A 17,276-nucleotide genomic window follows, 5' to 3' on the forward strand; every position below is an offset into this window, starting at 1 on the left:
CCACCCGTTTTTGTGGCGGGTGGGTTTGTCGTTGTCATTCCGCCCCTTTCTTGCTTAGGAGGGTCAACTGGTCGGGACGGTCGGGAAACCAATAGGCGTCGCTGTCAAGATACACGCATCTGTCACCATTCCAAGGCTTCCTGAAAGCTAATACCTCTTGAGGGCCGAATACTACTCCATAATCGTTTGTAAATGCTACCATGTCGCCTACGGCCAAATCGTCCTCCGTTTCCATGACTTCGGAAAGGCGATTATAAAACTCCATGCCTTCGGCTTCACGTTCCGCTTTCCAGCGCAAAAAATCCTCTTTATGACTTCTGCCCGTGTTTATCGGCGATAATTCCGAAGGCAAAACCTCCGCTTCCGAAGTACCGGACGAAATCAGAATAATGCTGTCGTCTTCCATGTTTTCCGGTGCAGAAATCACTCGGTAAGCCCCATCGGACAAACCGTTGTCCGGGTCATGCCAATAAAGCAGATTCCCTGTCTTGATAAAATCGTATTTTCCCATTGTCTTGTGAATTATTGATTATTTATTTCCCTTTTTTCGATCCCTTTCCTTTGGAACCGCTTCGGGGTTTTACTGATGCAGTACACGGTCGTCGGCACAGCTTCATACGACGGCTCTTCTTGCCAATTACGCTTCGCTTGGGAAGGAAGAATTTGCAAGAAGTGCACTTCAAGCCGGAGAATCAAGCGCGACGACCGACTTTCGCATCGGATAAAACCCGTGCGGTGAGGGACGGGAAAGCCGGACGGGAGAAACAGGCGGCTCGTGCCGCTACAAAAGGGAAAGAATGCAATTATAAGAGGAAACGGGCGGTGGCGGGGTATCCGGGAGGCTGACTATAAAAGGACGAAGGCGGGCGATAAAGACAAAGGAGATAGCGCACTGACTGTGTTATCAGTACGCCATCTTGTACATTCAATCTTCGGAACCCGACACTTTCATTTTTGGGAACAATCCTTTTCAAAAGCATTCTTCTCCGAATGGCTCGATGTTCGCTTTTTGGAAAATTTGCGGGTTATGCTGATAAAGAAGCGGCAGGTTCAACATAGCCATAGGGTATTCCACGAAGCCGCTCCTGCGTTTGTAGCCGGAATCGGTCGCCAATCTGTTTTCTACCAAAAAGTCCAACGCATCCGGGTAATTGTTCACGTCGATAAAGGTACGGTCCGGCAAACCGAGCGCATCCATTTCCTCCAAATTGACGGAAAGTACGATATATTCGTCTTCATCTTCCACCATTACCAAGATAAGAGCCAACCAGCCATTGCGATAAAACCGTGGTACGAGGTAATACCGTTCGCCTCTGAACTCGTATTCTTTCTGTCTGAAAGAGCTGTCCGGCTCTACGATTTCAAATTCATCTTCACCTGCGGTAAAAGCAATCATAGGGTTGCTGGCATCTACATACGCTTCACCTGCTTTGTAGCACAAATACTCTCTGTTTTCGGAACGCACGATAGCAAATTGAATTTCCATAAAATCTTAACATTAATCAGTTGAACAATCTGTTTATTTTTTCCCTCCTTTCGGAAGCCTTCAGGCTTCTCCTGTCGGGATTTGATTTTTACGTGCATTAAAGATTGCCTTTCAGGGAGAAACAGGCAAGGAATTTGGGCAGAATTTTATAGTTGCGGTATTGAGCGTCCGCGAAATATGGACGATTGAAAATCGGGAAAGCTGCTGAAAAATTGTGTTCAAATAGCGTAGCGGTACTTGAATGTTCCTCCAAGGCAATACCTTTGCACCGGAAAAAGCATGTCCCGACGGGCAGAGCCGTTGGCGAAGGGATTTCCGTACAAAAGGAAAACGAAGGGATAAAAAGGGAGATCTGCCAACGGCAGTGCTAAAAAAGACAGCCGCTCCTGCGGCTCTCTCTCTGTAGCGTTGCGCTATTTCTTCCCGGTCTTGCTATCCGGTTCGTCTTGCCGTTTTTTCGGGGTGAACAGTCCATTGAAACAGACCGTCGTGGCAAAAGTACGTGCCTGCGTGGCATTGCACAATCCCGCTCCGGGCATTGTCGCACCGTTGTAATGTTTGCAGTCCTTACATTTCATCATTACCTCTTTTGATTGGTTAGACAGTAGGACGGATTTCTCCGTCCTACTATTGAATTATGGTCAAGCTGCGACCTCTTCGGGTTGCGTATGTTCTTCGGGTTGTACCTCTGCCGTGGGTTGTGTATTTTCTGCCTCGGCGGCTTCTTCGGGCTTTGTCTGCCGTTCCTTTGCCAACAAGGCGGCTTTGCGTTCCTCGATACGTTTATGGCGTTTCTCATACACCTCATTATATCCACTTTCAATTTCGGCGAGCGTGTCGGGCATGTGCTTACGGGCAAAATCGAGCAAGAGGGTCGCAGCAGCGTTATTGCCGTATGCGCCTTTGAAGTTGTCTATCAAGAAATCCCTGCGGATAACGGCTTTCTGCTTGGCCGTGAGGTTGGCGATGATGTTCATTTTTTCTTCGTCCTCAAGGTGTTGGTAGGCTTTTTTCTCCCCGATACCGAATACCCCGAAGTGTTCCCTGCGGAGAGACGACAGCAGGAAGAAATATATCATCTTTTCCTCGTCCTGCGTGAATTTGCTTTCAGACGTATCAACGTCCAAAATCTGTTTCTTAGCGTCTGCAACGGTTTTCTCGACGGCTATTTCCTTGTTACGTTTGTCCTGCTGTTCCAATTTTTCCACCGGGGAAAGTTGTTTTTCGGTAGCCATGTCCGCATTGGCGGCAGCACTTGCCATGTAACACAGCGTAATTTCTTTCTGCCCGATGCAGATATAAAACGTGAGTTCGCCCGTATCGATTCGTTCATGAATTGACTTGCATTTTTCCATATAGTTGCTGAAATCCTGCTCGTACTCCTTGTATGCCGCCTCGTATTCCTCGGTAGTGTCGTATTCTTCCTTTTCGGGTGCTACCGGCGTTTCGGGGTATGCCGTGGCATAGGTATTGAGGTGCTCGACCTCGTACCCCATAGCGGTAAGGCGTTCCACCGCAAGCATGTTATTGTTGAAATCTTGGTAGCCCAATGATACGGAGGGGTATTGTTCCACAAACTGCAAGGCTTTCTCCACGAGATAGGAAGCGTTCATTTCGGCCAGACAACTCCGATTGGCGCAATTTCCGCAACCACCCTCGCAGAACAACATCATGTTGTTGGTATTGTGGGGGCATGAGGCGCATAGGGTCTTGTCGAATGCGTAACGGCTAAGGTCTGTCGTGAAATCCCGTTCGATAAACTTTGCCACCTCGGCGGCTTTCAGTCCTCGCCAACAGTCGTACAACATGCTGTCGCTGTCTTTCAAGTGTTTATAGTACACCTCTTTCTGAATATCCGTACCGTATCGGCAAATCTCACTCGCTACACTGATTGTGATTTCGTCCTTTTCCAGAAGTTCGGCGATTTCGGGTATCAATGATACGAATTTCAGACGGGTACGGATATAGTTCTCGTTTTTGCCGAACTGCACGGCCAATGACTGCACATCGTAGCGACCGCTTTCCATGAGCTTTTGGTAGGCGTTGGCTTCCTCTATGGGGGTAACGTCCTTGCGCTGCAGGTTCTCCGTCACGGCCATTTCGGCGGCGGTCTCGTCCGAAACATGCAAGATGACAGCCGGAATTTCGGTCAGTTCTGCCATAAGGGCGGCACGATACCTGCGCTCTCCGAAAATAATCTCGAAGCGGTCGGTGTCCACAATGGGGCGCACGCCGATAGGTTGCAATACTCCCTGCTGACGAATACTCTCGGCCAGTTCGGCAAGGCTCGCCTCGTCAAAGTGCTTGCGTGGGTTATAGTTGCTCGGTTGAATATTCATCAATGCAACTGATACGATGTTGTTCTCTACTACTGATTGAATGTTCGCTGTTTCCATAATTCATAAATTTTAATTTGTTATTACATTAGATTGTTTGATTACTATTGTCTTTATTGTGCGGTGTCATACTCGTATATTTCCGGATTGTCGTACCCGTCGAACACTATCCGAAACGTGTCAAAGTCCTTTCTGCCCGCCAGTCTGACGGTATCTCTTTTCCCGATGAAATAGGGTTCATTCATTGTCCGAAACGGTGCGCCGAGCGTTATCCTATCCACCAACGTACAAACTTTGCCGGGTTGTTCGGGCATGATATAACCCAGTGCGTACTCGTTGTAAACTACCAATTTGATTTTATCCATATCGCTGTCAATTTTACGTTGTTTTTTTCTTTCCCTCCTTTCGGTTCCTTTCTCTGCCTGAACCGCTTTGAGGTTTTACGGATGCGGTACACGGCTGTCGGTACAGCTTCATACGACGGCTTTTCCTGCCAATTACTCTTTCGCAGAAAGGAAGAATTTGCAGGAAATACACTTCAAGCCGCCGTATCAAGCGCGACAGCGGACCTTTGCATCTGATAAAACACAACGGTGACGGCAGAGAATGAAGCCGGGAAAGCGGTAAGGGAATCGGTAGAAAAGGGATATGCCCGTCAGGGTTAGAATAGGGATAAAACGGGCCATGTGCCTGTACTTGCGGGCAGGTAAAAAAGAGAAAGATGGTAAGACTATAAAGGAGGAATGCGCCCTATGGAAACAGCGGGCGGATAAAAAAGGACGCATGGCTGCCGTCTCCGGGGTGGGCAGACGCGGTAGCCATGCCTGTGTTTATTGTTCGTTCTTCTCCAGATACTCTTTCATTGCCTCGTTCACGATGTCTTTCAGCGACATGTTCTTCTTGATGGCGAGGAATTTCATACGGGTATGAATGCTTTTGTTGATGACGAAGTTGCAATGAACCGCCGTTTCTTTTTCCGTGGGGGCTGCTACCGGCTGTTTTCCGCCGGTAGTCTTTTTCGTAGGTGACAGCAACCCGTCCAGTCCGCCTTTCATGCTGTCTTTCAGTAAATCGCTCTTGCTCATATCGGGATTATTTTAATTTCAGTACCTCTTGCGCCAGTGCCATGTAGTCCTTGGCTCCGTTGCTGTTCCTGCTATACTCGAAGATGTTCTTGCCCTTTATGGGAGCTTCGGCCAAAGATACGTTATCCCGTATAACGGTCTTGAACACCTTTTCGCAGAATGAATCCTTGACGAGTTCGGCCACACTTTTGTTCAGTGTCTTGCGTTTGTCGAACTGGGTAATTACAATGCCACCAATAGCGAGTTTCGGATTCAGGCGTTCCTGGACGGTGGCAATCACATTCATGATCTTGGCCATGCCGCGCATGGCGAGGAATTGTGCCTGTACCGGGATAATCAGGTAGTCTGCGGCGGTAAGGGCGTTCAGCGTCAGCAACCCCAACGAGGGCGGACAGTCGATAAGGATATAATCGAATTTCCGGTTTTCGAGCAACTTGCCAATCAGGCCGTTCAATATCAGTTCCCGTCCCGGCTCGTTGATGAGTTCTGCCTCGGCAGCCGAGAGGTCGAGGCAGGACGGTACGACGGTTACACCTCCTGCCGTTTCAACTAATGGCAAGGGGTATTTGCCTTTCATCGCCCCGTACACCGTCTGTTCTTCCTCAATGGAGAGGCCGAAGGATTCCGTAAGGTTCGCCTGACCGTCCATGTCGATAGCCAGCACGCGCTTTTTCTTTTGCTGCAGGGCCGCAGCCAGATTGATGGTGGTGGTCGTCTTTCCGACCCCTCCCTTATGGTTCAAGACCGCAATTATTTTTGTCATCGTTTCACTCTTTTATTCCACTTGCAAAGTTAATACTATTTTTCGTAAATACTAAAATTAGTATATACTAATTCACTAAAAACTATTGTTTTAGCAGTGTAGTATTTTAGTATTTACTACTATACTAAAATAAAGTTTGACTAAGAGTAGTATATCCTACATTCGCAGACGAGTGGCTTACTAATCTACTACATATAGGATATACTACATTTAGTATTCGCTTATTTTCAAAGGTTTACTCTCTTATCAGAAAGGCAAATCCTCCTTTTCGTCCTGCGGGAAATCTGCAGGAGGAACGGGTGCGCCGTCTGCTCCGCTTACTGCATTGTCCTCTCCGGCTGCCGCGCCTTCCCGCCTTCCGGTATTGATAAAGGCAATACTCTCTGCCGTGATGGAGAGCTGTATCTGGCTCTCGCCGTTCTTGTCTTTCCACAGGGAAGATGACAGCGTGCCGTCAACAAGTATGAGTCTCCCTTTCGTCAGATATTCGGACAAGCGGATATGGTTGTCCTTGTTGCTGCGTACCCTTATCCAAGTGGTGATGTTTTGCCCCTTTGAATAATCGTCAACGGCTATGTCCATAGCCATGAATGAGCCGTGTGCTCCTGAAATTACTTGGCAATCTTTGCCGATGCGTCCGATAGTGTGAACATGTAACATAATAGAAAATTGTTTGTGGCAAGGTGGTTGGTCCTGCCGTTACCTAACTGTTTATTTTTTCCCTCTTTTCGGTTCCTTTCTCTGCCTGAACCGTTCCGGGATTTTATAGATGCGGTACCCGGCTGCCGGTACAGCTTCATACGACGGCTTTTCTTGCCAATTACTCTTCGTAGAAGGAAGAATTTGCAAGAAATACACTTCAAGCCGCCGGATCAAGCGCGGCAGCCTACCTTTGCATCTGAAAAATCGGACGGTGACGGCAGAGAGGAGACCGTAGAGGTTATACATATAATTGATATAAAGGGAAGAGGGCTTCGCCCAAGTATAAGAGCAGAGGAAAAGAGAGAGGTATAAAAGGAAACCGCCAACGGAGTTGCGGTAATTTACAAACGGGTATCGTGCCCTTCACCGACGATGTTGTCATAGGCACGATACCTTATCATAGCTTATTTTGTCAGAACCGGTATCTCAAAGGGAGGAATGCAGCAAATCGCCCATCCTTTGTTCTGGCAAAGTACAAAACCCTCTGACGATAGTATCTCCGTTTACGCCTTCAAGTCCGGCGAACATTTGTAATGCGTCAAACCCTCTGTCGAACTGTTCCATGATGACGGCGGGGGCAAAATGGATAATCCCGTGAGGGTAGCTTTTCGATGTGCCAATCCACCCGCGCAAATAATCATCGAAACAGCCTTCTGCTCTTGACGCATGGAACTCTTGTGAATGGGAACTGCAAATGGTTTTACCGTAGATTTCGTCTCCTAAAATTAAAGTTCCCGTTTGCGGATTGTACATAAAACGCCGATTGGTTATTTGAAGAATATCTATGATTTCCCATTTGACATTGATAACCATCAGGATTTTTTCAACCTGCCTTTTCATGCGTTTGCCTGTTTTACAATTTTTCTTGTCCATCACTTGTCTTTTATGCCGTGAAACATCTGCTTTTTTACCCTTTTTTCGATTCTTCTCTCTGTCTGAACCGTTCCGGGATTTTACAGATGCGGAACACGGCTGCCGACAGGGCTTCATACGGTGGGTTTCCCGGCCAATTACGCTTTCATGGAAAGGAAGAATTTGCGGGGAATGCACTTCAAGCCGCCGGATCAAGCATGGCAGCCGACCTTTGCATCTGGCAAACCGGACGATACCGGCAGAGAGGAGACCGGAACAGACCGGTAAATATGATGGTAAAAAGGGAGTACGGCTTTGCCTGTATAAATGCAGGGGAAGCGAAGTAGAAAAGGGTCCGGCTTGGGCGGGTCAGGCAAGGGTCTGCCGGGGCAAACATGAAAGGGATTCTCCTTATCCGCTCCACGCCTGAATTTCGACCGGGCGGAATGAAAGCGCGGAGCGAATAAGAAGTATCACCGTTTGCCCTTGACGTGGCAGGTCACAAGGGAAAGATACGGAACAGAGGCGGAAAGTCCGAAACCAGCGGCATAAAGACCGGTCGGGCTGTGGAATACCGTGTTGTTTCGACAGGTCGAAGCTCCGGCATGGAACGGCACGATCCGGGCTGCCGCCGGTTTTGAACGGCCTCCCGTACCTTTCCCTGACGACTTGTTACGGCACAGACTTTCCACTGGTTCACGGGGTTGGGAAAGCCGGCGTATAATAGGGAAACAGCCTGAAGGTAAAAAAGGAGTAATCGTACTATAAAAGGTATCGGTTGCCCCGCAATCCGTCCGGAGGGCTTTCGCCCATCGGACAGACCACAGAGGTTATCGGCTTATAGTTTGGGCTTGTTCTTCGGGAGAATGGGGCAAGAAAGTATTATTCTGTAAAATGGCCCCAGCTCGGTCTTTACCGGGTCTTTCGATACCAAGAATGTTGCGCTCTCCTTGACCTTCGCTATATCCAAAATGGTCTTACAGATGTACTTATTCCTCAAACGTGTTCCTCCCCTGTTGAACTGCAGCGGAAAACCTCGCTTGTCAGTGGTTTTGTGCAGAAACCACTCTTTCGGGTTGTTTTCATCACAGCCAAACTCCAGTCGGTCGTTCATTGTGATATTCATTTCTTTTGCCAATTTGGTGGATAGATACATGTTGCCGGTAACGCTGTTGAACCTTATGCTTCTTTTACCTACACGGTTTTCTCTTGTCCGGCAATTCTCGACGTTGTAAATTACAAATTTCATTTTCTTGAATTATTTACGGGTTATACAAATTACATGCTTACGTGGGCGTACCTTTTGGAAAATCCTTCGTGATTGCGGATAGTGTCGGTTATATCGCTTATTCTCCGGTGTATCGCACTTGCGGAAATGCCTGCATAGGCGGAAAGGTGTCTGTATGAACATTTCGCCTCGTACTCTTTCAGTCTGAAAAGCTCGTAGTCCGTTTGGGGATATTTCTTCTTCACAAACAGCAGTATGTCATACACCAGCTTGTCGGAAGCTGCCAGCACCTCGACGGACGGTGTTTCTTCTTCCTGCATGAGCAAAAAGAAATGTTCGTTGTCGGGGAAACAGTAACAACTATCCTTGTGAATACATTTCAGTCTGCACTTTTTGTACACGCCGAAAAAATAAGGCTCGAAGCTCTCGACAGGTATTTCCGAAATCACGACTTCCCGTTTCATCGCCAAATAGGCGTCGTGAAAGGCGTCCTCGTGCAGGTAACGTCCGAATATGTTACGCAATCTCTGATAGTTGTAAACGAACCAGTTGTCAAAAAGCGAATTTTTTTTCATGTTTCAATTTGTTTTTAAGTTTTTTTTATTTCCCTCCGGTTCGAGCGATTACCGGAAAGTTCGATTCTTTTTTCTGCCTCGTCTTTGCATCACGGGGTTTGCAGCAAGGATTCCATGAAAAATACTCTTGGAATGGAATGAGAAGGAAGATTTTTCATCAGGAAAATCGAAGATGGGCCTTGAGGCAAAGTTTTGAGATGCAATCAACTTTGCGGAAAAAAGTGTCGGGCTTTACGGTCGTCGGTTCGTGATAGCATCTCAATCTACAAAGGGGGGGGAAGCGAAAGCCTGCCTATAAAAGACAAGGTGTGTGGTATAAAAGGAGTGGCTGGAGGTACAAGGGGAAGATTCCGTTACAACCGGGTATGGCCGTGGCAGACCGGAAGGTGAAAAAATCCCCTGTCCGGTGTTGTAACCGAACAGAGGGAAAAGGTTAAATCTATGAATTATGGTCATGCCGCTTTGTCGGTGGCCTCGTGTTCGGAAAGGGCGGACTGCGTGCGTTCCGCCTCTTTCATGCTTTCGTCGATCCGATGCTGTAAAGCGTTGCACTCCTGTTTGAGCCTTGCCAACTCGTCCGCCTTGCTCCACTTGCGGGCGATGATTCCCTGCAAAGCGGGTATCTCGCTCTCCAGCTTGGCTATCTTCTGCCGTTGTTCCTCAATCATGCCGGGCAGCTTGGCGAGGGCGGCTTGCGGGTATCGGGAGGATTCCACGAAGCCCAGAGGCAATGCTCCCGATATGCCACAACGGTATTTCAGTCCGCTTACGCCCTCGACGAGGAACGTGTTGCGGTAGAATGTACCGCCCATGTCATACTCGCTGTACACCGACAGGTTCAATCCGGCATACGTGCCTATCGTACCGATTGCCCCGTTGCGGTAGGTCTTGGAAATGCGGTGCAGCTCCCGTCCGGTCTCTTCCGCCGTGGCTTGTGCGAGGTTCAACAGCCGGGTCGTCCGGTCTCCGGTGTAAGAGGTGATATATTCCCAGTCCTGCGTCATGCGTGCCGCCGCACTCTCGGCCTTTGTCATGTCTTCCCGGTTGGCCGCAATCTTACGCTCGGCCCTGATACGGTCTTTCTTGAAAATGGCCTGTTCCTTTTCGAGCTGCATAATCTTGTTGTCGAGCTTCGTTTTCTCCAACAGGTCGGTATTTCCCGACAGGAGAGCCACGAACTCGGCGAAATTCATGCCGTTATCCTCGTCCATAGCGTCCTCGTCGATACGGCGCACAGCAATCGTACCGTTGTTAATTTGGTTGATGAACATTTGCTTGGTTTTCAACAGGTTAAATTTGTAAGCGTCGAGCGTCTTTTCCGTTCCGTAAATCACCACGTCCACGGTATTGTTTCCCCAGAGCTTAACGGTGTTGCCTTTGCGTACCGCACGACCGTTGCGCTGCTCCATGTCGGCGGGGCGATCGGGTAGGTCAAGGGCATTACTGCCCTCTTCCCCCCTCAGAACCGTACGTGAGGGTTTCCCCTCATACGGCTCAAGCTTTTCAAAGTCTCTGTTCGTGTGCAGAGACCGGCTCATCCTACTTCTTGTTTCCATTGTTTTTACGGGATAATTTGAAACATTCATCATGAACCAACAGATTGCATTTCCGTCCGTCTTGTACGGTCGGCATTACATTCCATGCCTTATGCGTGTCAATCGGTTCACCACATATCGGACATTTCCGACCTTGCTTTTCCCATAGGTAAAGCAGGGATTTACGTCCTTTCAGCGTCACAAGCATCTTTGACTTCATTCTTTTATTGAAGTACAGGCGGCAGTCTGCGTCAAACGGATTCATGTCCCCCTTTATCTGCGTATATTGCAGAAAAGGAAACGAAGATGCCAGTTTCAACAAGGTAAGTTGGTCTTCTTTGCCGTTTGATTTCTTGAACTTAGCCGCAAAAGTCCAGCTGTTCCCTCGGATATTGTGCCAATAGCGGTCTTTTATCCACTGTTTCCCTTTCTTGGAATGACGGCGTTTAGCCCATTGCCACAAGGCGAGAAATATCTGATGGTCGATTCTGTGAAAAGAATCACGTGTCGCCCCATGCTGATAATATGCTCCCCATCCTCGAATTTTAGCATTCAACATCCTGATTAATGATTCCTGCTTGCAACCCTTATGACCTTTTGTCACCTTACGGATATTCTCCATAAAGCGTTTTTCGGCTTTCTTGGTCGGCTTGGTCAATATTTCATTGCCGAATTTGCGGATGTTGAAACCGAGAAAATCGAAACCGTCACGGATATTGGTTATCACCGTCTTTTCTTCTGATAAGGTCAGACCTCTTTCAGACATAAAGTCGGCTACCAATGGCTTGATTTCCTTTTCAAGTGTTTCACGGTTCTCGCAGGTAATTATAAAGTCATCAGCGTAACGGACAAGATTCACCATTGGCGAATATAACTTACCTTTGATTCTAACTCGTTTATATTTCTCTGCAAGGACTTTCTGCAATCCGTCCAATGTCATATTGGCAAGCGTGGGAGAGATAATGCCACCTTGTGGCGTTCCCTCCTCTGTCGGGAACATCTGTTTGTTGAAGATATAGCCGCATTTCAACCATTTTCGGAGTATTGCCTTGTCCATAGGGATGTTGGCAAGCAGCCATTCATGGCTGATGTGGTCGAAGCACCCCTTTATGTCACCCTCCAGAATCCATTCGGGAGAATAGCCTTTTCGGAGAATGTTATGGCATTGCATTACCGCGTCCATACAGCGGCGTTCCTTGCGGAAACCGTATGAACGTGAGTCGGCTGTTGTTTCCGACACTGGTTCTAATGCCATAAGGTAGAGTGCTTGCATGGCTCTGTCTTTCATTGTCGGTATTCCCAACGGTCGCAGTTTGCCATTACTCTTTTTGATGTGGACTCTTCTCAATGGCTTCGGCTGGTAGCCTCTGCGTTTGAGTTCGCTTATCGCTTGTGTTTTTGCTTCGGGTTTCTCCCATGTTTCCATGTCCACTCCGGGGGTGTTGCCACCTCCGTTAGAAGTAACTCTCTTTACGGCTAAGGCTTTTGCGTAAAAAGAGTGGGTCAGCGTCCACTGCAAGGCTTTCACCTTGTTGTATCTGCCTTCCTTCTGAGCCTTTACAATTCGTGCTTGTAGCTTTCTGACAGCCAACTCCGCTTTAGTCCAGTCTATTCTGTCCCAAAGTGTTTGCTGATTGTCAGCAGGCGCACACGATGTCTTGTTTTCGTTCATTTGCTTTCCTCCTTTTGAAAGTTCTAAAAGTTAATTGTAAAGAATCACCATTTGACAACATTCGGTTTGATTGCCTACCTAATGTCGTCACAGAAGTCTGCCCACTTTCGTGTCGGATGATGTCGCCCACATCAGCCCGTGATGTCGGTTCAATCCGTATCCGCTCCATTACAGAACGGCATTCGCTTTTTCTGTTATCTTATACCTGCACACCATTCGGCTTTCATTGCTGTCAGCTTACCTGTCATTTTTACATGACAGGAGATATACAGGCTTACCATGTTCCACATAGATAACTAACGGATAGGTTAGGTTCTGTCTCATCCTCCGGCGGTGCTTATATCCGTGTAATCCTACCATGGAGAGGATTAACCGACCGCTTCCCTTTTGGGTAGAGTGTGCCAGTATCTTACACTCTTTCGTGACATTACGAAGTTTACTAACAGTTCGCTTGCGCTAACCATACTATCCAGCCTCGCCACTCTACGGTATGATACTAACCGTACTTGACTTCCCCTCACGGTTCTGTCTTGTCTTGCGAAAGTGTACTTCGTCCCGACCGCTTAATACAACATTAAGGTGCATCGGTCGGTAGGCTACCGCTGACGGAACAGCGGGTTAAAGCTGATACCCGTAAGTATCATTCCAACAATTATCTATGCGACTTCATGTCGCACCCAAGGTATCTCCAGATGATGCACCGCAACGGCCCTTTCTTGGGCGTTTACTCCCGTTCCCAACATCGAGGTAGAGCCGAACAACACCCGTACCCTGCCACTGTTCATGTCCGCAAAAAGTTTCTTTCTCGCCCGTTCGGTCTTGGCGTACTGGATAAACTGGATTTCATCGGCAGGAATCCCCATTGCCACCAGCTTGTCCTTGATGTCGCTATAGATGTTCCACTCGTTCGGCTTGTAAGTGGCAAGGTCGCTGAAGACGAACTGTGTACCACGATTGGCATTTGAACTTACATAATAATCATAAATAGTTCTTGCGCAAATCGAAGCCTTGTTGTTCGGGTCATCAGTAAACTTATCGCCCAACAGACGCATATCAAGAGACATCTTACGGGCCACGTTGGTAGCAACAAGCATTTTTGCCTTGTCGAGATTGTCCGGCTGCGGAATATCCAACCCCAAATCTTCCCATTGTCCGCTGTGCGCAAAGGCGACGAGCCGCCCGATCATTTCCTCCTGTTGGATAGTGGGTGCATGGGAAAGGAAACGCACGTTTTTGTCCGGCACATCGAGGTTTATCATATCGGCTGTACGATAGTCGGTAATCTCCCGCAGGAACATCGCCAGTTCCGGCACTTTGATGTAAGTGCGGAAACGCTCTTTGCGCTTTATCGTACCCGTTACGTTCAGCTCGTAGTCGGCGGCCTTTTTCGTGAAGATAGCCGCCCAAGCGTCGAAACAGCTTACTTGTTGCCGTTTGAGTTCCCTTGGACGCAGATATTTGAACATCACGTACAGTTCGGTCAGCGCATTGACGACCACCGTACCCGACAGGAACGTAGCCCCCAAGTCCTTTCCCGTGCGGCGTTGAATGTCCCGAATGGCAAACAAAAGGTTCATCGCCCTTTGCGAGCCTTGCGCATTGCCGATGCCCGCTACTCTCGTGTGGCGTGTCTGGAACATCAAATTTTTATAGCAGTGGCATTCGTCTACAAAAATGTGGTCTATGCCCATCGAACGGAAATCGATGGTATCGTCTTTCCGGAGGTCTATCTTCATCTGCAGTTCGGCGAGCTTGGCTTCAAGGTTCTGTTTCCGGGTTTCCAGTCCTTTCTGCATCCTGCCGCTCCGGTAACGCATAGTGGATTGCTCCAGCACTTCGAGGCTGCGCTCCACATCGGCCAGTTCTTCCGAGAATATGTCGTACATGGTTTCTTCGGATTGCGGAATCTTGCTAAACTGGTCGTGTGTCAGGATAATGCAATCCCAGTTGTTGTTCTTGATTTTTGAAAACACTTCCTTGCGGTTGGCGGGGGTGAAATCTTCCTTGCCCGGATAGAGCACCTTGGCCGTGGGGTATGCCTTTCGGAATGTATCGGCAATCTCGTGTACATTGGCTTTCAGCCCGATAATGAGGGGTTTCTGCACCAGTCCGAGACGTTTCATTTCGTATGCGGCCACGCACATAATCATCGTCTTGCCCGTGCCGACCTCGTGCCAGCAGATACCGCCGCCGTTCTGCTTAATCATCCAGATAGCGTCTTTCTGTGAGGGATAAAGTTCTTTGTACGGGAACAGCTCGAAAGAGAGGCCGGGGAACGTCTGCGCCGAGCCGTCGTAGTGCGGACGCACGTAACAATTGAAGCGCTCGTTGTATGTCCTTACCAGTTCGTCCCGGACTTCCAAAGGCTCATCGTCAAGCCACCGGTTGAAACGGTCTCTAATTTCCTGTATCTTGGCGGCGGCCTCCTGCATGGCTTCCTCGTCCGGCACACGTATTTTGCTGCCGTTCCGGTATTCCTCTTTCGTTATCTCAGGTACGGTATCGTGCAGGGCGTGTACAAACAAGTCCTCGCCGTTGTAATTGCGCACGGAATAGGTATTGTATGCCACGGGCGAATATCCCTGCAGCCGAATCAAGTAGGTATCGTTCACGTCGAAATACATCACGTCCGCACCCACTCCGAATAGGTCGGAGGCGAAATCGGCGTACAGCTTCGTATCTATCCACCGCTCGCCCATGTTGATGTCGAGTTCTTCATAGGGTATCGGTTCGGGTATGGTGTTCTCCAGTGCCTTTGCGGACGCTTCGGCCCATTCTTTCTCCTTGCCTGCGAGATTCGGGAGAAAGGAAAGCGTCTCTTCCTGCTTGGCGATGATGTTTCCGGAGAGGAACTTTCCTTTGTGCTCCCATTCCCCATTGGCCGGATTGTAGAAAATTTCCCCTTGCAGGGCTTCGATGATTTCTTCTTCCTCCTTGTTCGTGGCTTGTGCCATGTAGCCCATATCGACCTTGCCGTAAAAGTTCAGGCTGCTTGCCAAGGCTTCCACGGGGGACAGCGTTACGGCGGTGTCTATCTTCTTGAAAGCTACAGGTTCACGCATAACGTCGGCTTTGAAGATGTCCCTGCCGACCTGCATTTCTATCGTGAACACCTCCGTACCGAGGCTGTCGAGCAAGATAAACTCCTTGTTGTCGTTGTCGTGGAAAAATCCCCATTTGGCAATAAAAGCGTCGTATAGGGTGTTGAGTTGTTTACGCAGTTCCGAGCACTCCTTTTGTTCTTCCCGTTCCCTGCCGGACAGCTCGAAATACACCTTGCGTATGGGGAAATAGTCGGCGGCCCTGTCCGTATTTACCTTGCCCTCGTCCACGGGTACGAAATCAACGGCTGTCTCCGTGTAACGGCTCGACTTACGAAACCGAAGCGTACCTACCTGCCCCTCGAAAACGACCATTGCGCCGTTCTTCATCCATGTTTCCATGTCCTCCGTGTAGGCACGTATGCCTTTGACCGTCTGCGGCTCGCCGAAAAGAGACATCTGCACGGGGGTGTTGTCCTGGCCGTGATTGGCAAAAAGAGCCTTGCGAAAATAGCGGTCGAAATCGTATTTGAGCAGTGCGGAAAGGTATTGGGACATGGCGTTTCCATCGCCTAACCACTGGTATTTGCGGACGTACTTACCGAACTGGTTCAGCGCAATGCGACTGTCCGTGGCAAGGGCGGTCTTGGGGAGGGTAAAGATTTTGTTCGCATAGTCGGTCATCGTTCCTGCCGTGTCGACCTTTTCCTTGGAGACCTGCAAAAACATCTTCTCCCGTAACGAGAGCGTCGCCTTGCGGCTGTGCTTTTGGAATATCAAAAGGTCGCTCCCTACCTCTATGCCGCTCGTCTGCATGAAAAGGGTATCGGGTAGCCGTAAGGCCGTTATGAGGTCGGCATGATTGACGAGGTACTCGCGCACGAACTTGTTGCCCGGCGTGTCGGCAATTCCTCTCGGCGCAACGAACGCCAGCAGTCCGCCCTCGTTCAACAGTTCCATTGCCTTGACAAAAAAGTAGTTGTGTATGGTCTTGGCTGACTGTTCGTACATGCCGCCTTTCTTCCACATTTCCGCATCGAACACCCGGAAATTGCCGAACGGGATATTCGAGGCGATAACATCGAAGCTCTCATGCTCCAGATGCTGGTCGGCTATCGTCTCGAAGCCTGCCGTTACCGTGGTCGCCTCGTCATACAGAAGCGACAGGATAAGCCCCGTAAGACAATCTTTTTCAAAAGCGTAGCTGCGAGTGCCGGGCATGGAGACGGGCAGAAAGCCGCCAATTCCCGCACTGGGTTCAAGAAAGGTACTCATTTGCAGGCAGTTATCCTTGAATGTAGCGTGTATCTGCCGGGTTACTGCGTCCACGAGGAATTTCGGTGTGTAAAAAGCAGTCAGGACGGAGGATTTTATACTGTTGATGACGGCTTGCCGCATGGCGTCGTCATAATAGGGATATGCGCCTATCAAGTCCTGCAGCTTGCGGATAGGCTCGGCCACATCATCGCTGACGGTATGCTCCGTTCCTATATTCAATACATCTTTAATCCCCCCGAAACCGGAATATCGGGATAATACCTCTTTCTCTTCGTCAGTGGCTTGTCGGTCGTCGATACGGACTTTCATTGCCGTTGCAATGGCTTCCACGTTTGCCACCAGTGATTTTAATTTGCTGTAACTCATAATTTAACCTTGTTTGTTTCCCTTTATTCGGCCTGTTTGCGGCCTCCGGGATTATTTTTCTGCCTCTTGAAGGTGGCAGGGACAATCGGACAAGGCTGAAGCGAAAAAATACGCTCGACAACGGAGAGGAAGATTTTTGCGCCTCACTCGCGGCGCAGCCGGCATTGGCAAGATTGGAACGGCCCGTTACCTTCGCGGAAAAATAATACCCCGCAGGTCGCTGCAAGGCTGGGCACGGAAACCGACAGCTAAAAGAGGGAGGAAAATGCGTACAAGGGAGAAAGGACGGAACGGGTATAGAAAAGGGAGAAAGCGTCGTACAACGGGGAATGCTGCCGACAGACCGGAAATCCGGAG

Annotated in this window: 16 protein-coding genes; 2 read left to right on the forward strand and 14 right to left on the reverse strand. The window is 49.0% G+C overall.

Annotated features, from left to right (window positions below):
• Positions 1-34: 34 nt before the first annotated feature.
• A complete protein-coding gene (locus tag H8S52_RS01695) occupies positions 35-511 on the reverse strand; it encodes a hypothetical protein (protein ID WP_007569325.1) in 477 nt (158 codons plus the stop codon).
• Positions 512-648: 137 nt separating this feature from the next.
• Here H8S52_RS01695 and H8S52_RS01700 point away from each other — a divergent pair, with 137 nt between their 5' ends.
• A complete protein-coding gene (locus H8S52_RS01700) occupies positions 649-846 on the forward strand; it encodes a hypothetical protein (RefSeq protein WP_154396197.1) in 198 nt (65 codons plus the stop codon).
• Positions 847-970: 124 nt separating this feature from the next.
• Here H8S52_RS01700 and H8S52_RS01705 read toward each other — a convergent pair whose 3' ends face one another.
• The 8 genes from H8S52_RS01705 to H8S52_RS01740 all read right to left on the reverse strand — a co-directional run bounded on the left by H8S52_RS01705 (position 971) and on the right by H8S52_RS01740 (position 7,245).
• Positions 971-1,486 carry a DUF4313 domain-containing protein gene (locus tag H8S52_RS01705; RefSeq protein WP_007569328.1) on the reverse strand — a complete coding sequence of 172 codons (516 nt, stop codon included), beginning with the start codon at positions 1,484-1,486 and terminating at the stop codon, positions 971-973.
• Positions 1,487-1,899: 413 nt separating this feature from the next.
• Positions 1,900-2,067 (reverse strand): hypothetical protein, encoded by a 168-nt coding sequence (locus H8S52_RS01710; protein WP_007569330.1) that lies wholly within the window; start codon positions 2,065-2,067, stop codon positions 1,900-1,902.
• 60 nt (positions 2,068-2,127) lie between these two features.
• Complete coding sequence (locus tag H8S52_RS01715; RefSeq protein ID WP_007569332.1) at positions 2,128-3,882, reverse strand: ParB/RepB/Spo0J family partition protein; 1,755 nt, start codon at positions 3,880-3,882, stop codon at positions 2,128-2,130.
• A gap of 53 nt (positions 3,883-3,935) precedes the next feature.
• The gene (locus H8S52_RS01720) at positions 3,936-4,187 is read right to left on the reverse strand and encodes a hypothetical protein (RefSeq protein ID WP_007569334.1); all 252 of its coding nucleotides are present in this window, start codon (positions 4,185-4,187) and stop codon (positions 3,936-3,938) included.
• Between the two features lie 465 nt (positions 4,188-4,652).
• A complete protein-coding gene (locus H8S52_RS01725) occupies positions 4,653-4,907 on the reverse strand; it encodes a plasmid partition protein ParG (protein WP_007569339.1) in 255 nt (84 codons plus the stop codon).
• Between the two features lie 7 nt (positions 4,908-4,914).
• Positions 4,915-5,670, reverse strand: coding sequence for a ParA family protein (locus tag H8S52_RS01730; RefSeq protein ID WP_007569340.1), 756 nt, complete (start codon positions 5,668-5,670; stop codon positions 4,915-4,917).
• Between the two features lie 246 nt (positions 5,671-5,916).
• Positions 5,917-6,330 (reverse strand): single-stranded DNA-binding protein, encoded by a 414-nt coding sequence (locus tag H8S52_RS01735; protein ID WP_007569341.1) that lies wholly within the window; start codon positions 6,328-6,330, stop codon positions 5,917-5,919.
• Between the two features lie 468 nt (positions 6,331-6,798).
• Positions 6,799-7,245, reverse strand: coding sequence for a hypothetical protein (locus H8S52_RS01740; protein ID WP_007569346.1), 447 nt, complete (start codon positions 7,243-7,245; stop codon positions 6,799-6,801).
• A 17-nt stretch (positions 7,246-7,262) separates the two neighbouring features.
• Here H8S52_RS01740 and H8S52_RS01745 point away from each other — a divergent pair, with 17 nt between their 5' ends.
• Entirely contained in the window at positions 7,263-7,571 is a 309-nt protein-coding gene (locus H8S52_RS01745; protein WP_171059048.1) for a hypothetical protein, read from the forward strand.
• Between the two features lie 491 nt (positions 7,572-8,062).
• On the opposite strand, the gene H8S52_RS01750 is transcribed toward H8S52_RS01745, so the two are convergent.
• The 5 genes from H8S52_RS01750 to H8S52_RS01770 form a co-directional block, all read right to left on the reverse strand.
• Complete coding sequence (locus tag H8S52_RS01750) at positions 8,063-8,473, reverse strand: hypothetical protein (RefSeq protein ID WP_007569349.1); 411 nt, start codon at positions 8,471-8,473, stop codon at positions 8,063-8,065.
• A 29-nt stretch (positions 8,474-8,502) separates the two neighbouring features.
• Entirely contained in the window at positions 8,503-9,027 is a 525-nt protein-coding gene (locus H8S52_RS01755; RefSeq protein WP_007569350.1) for a hypothetical protein, read from the reverse strand.
• A 452-nt stretch (positions 9,028-9,479) separates the two neighbouring features.
• Positions 9,480-10,583, reverse strand: a complete 1,104-nt coding sequence (locus H8S52_RS01760; protein ID WP_118364388.1) for a DNA methylase — start codon at positions 10,581-10,583, stop codon at positions 9,480-9,482.
• Complete coding sequence (gene ltrA, locus H8S52_RS01765; RefSeq protein WP_004323414.1) at positions 10,567-12,234, reverse strand: group II intron reverse transcriptase/maturase; 1,668 nt, start codon at positions 12,232-12,234, stop codon at positions 10,567-10,569. Before ltrA ends, H8S52_RS01760 begins: the two co-directional genes overlap by 17 nt.
• Before the next feature lie 656 nt (positions 12,235-12,890).
• Entirely contained in the window at positions 12,891-16,919 is a 4,029-nt protein-coding gene (locus H8S52_RS01770) for an N-6 DNA methylase (RefSeq protein WP_118364386.1), read from the reverse strand.
• Positions 16,920-17,276 lie beyond the last annotated feature (357 nt).

The organism is Bacteroides sp. NSJ-48 (genome assembly GCF_014287405.1).
Lineage (GTDB): Bacteria > Bacteroidota > Bacteroidia > Bacteroidales > Bacteroidaceae > Bacteroides > Bacteroides stercoris.

Coding starts and splice junctions, on each gene's coding strand:
- H8S52_RS01695 (WP_007569325.1), bottom strand. CDS start 511: ATGGGAAAATACGATTTTATCAAGACAGGGAATCTGCTTTATTGGCAT.
- H8S52_RS01705 (WP_007569328.1), bottom strand. CDS start 1,486: ATGGAAATTCAATTTGCTATCGTGCGTTCCGAAAACAGAGAGTATTTG.
- H8S52_RS01710 (WP_007569330.1), bottom strand. CDS start 2,067: ATGATGAAATGTAAGGACTGCAAACATTACAACGGTGCGACAATGCCC.
- H8S52_RS01715 (WP_007569332.1), bottom strand. CDS start 3,882: ATGGAAACAGCGAACATTCAATCAGTAGTAGAGAACAACATCGTATCA.
- H8S52_RS01720 (WP_007569334.1), bottom strand. CDS start 4,187: ATGGATAAAATCAAATTGGTAGTTTACAACGAGTACGCACTGGGTTAT.
- H8S52_RS01725 (WP_007569339.1), bottom strand. CDS start 4,907: ATGAGCAAGAGCGATTTACTGAAAGACAGCATGAAAGGCGGACTGGAC.
- H8S52_RS01730 (WP_007569340.1), bottom strand. CDS start 5,670: ATGACAAAAATAATTGCGGTCTTGAACCATAAGGGAGGGGTCGGAAAG.
- H8S52_RS01735 (WP_007569341.1), bottom strand. CDS start 6,330: ATGTTACATGTTCACACTATCGGACGCATCGGCAAAGATTGCCAAGTA.
- H8S52_RS01740 (WP_007569346.1), bottom strand. CDS start 7,245: ATGGACAAGAAAAATTGTAAAACAGGCAAACGCATGAAAAGGCAGGTT.
- H8S52_RS01750 (WP_007569349.1), bottom strand. CDS start 8,473: ATGAAATTTGTAATTTACAACGTCGAGAATTGCCGGACAAGAGAAAAC.
- H8S52_RS01755 (WP_007569350.1), bottom strand. CDS start 9,027: ATGAAAAAAAATTCGCTTTTTGACAACTGGTTCGTTTACAACTATCAG.
- H8S52_RS01760 (WP_118364388.1), bottom strand. CDS start 10,583: ATGGAAACAAGAAGTAGGATGAGCCGGTCTCTGCACACGAACAGAGAC.
- ltrA (WP_004323414.1), bottom strand. CDS start 12,234: ATGAACGAAAACAAGACATCGTGTGCGCCTGCTGACAATCAGCAAACA.
- H8S52_RS01770 (WP_118364386.1), bottom strand. CDS start 16,919: ATGAGTTACAGCAAATTAAAATCACTGGTGGCAAACGTGGAAGCCATT.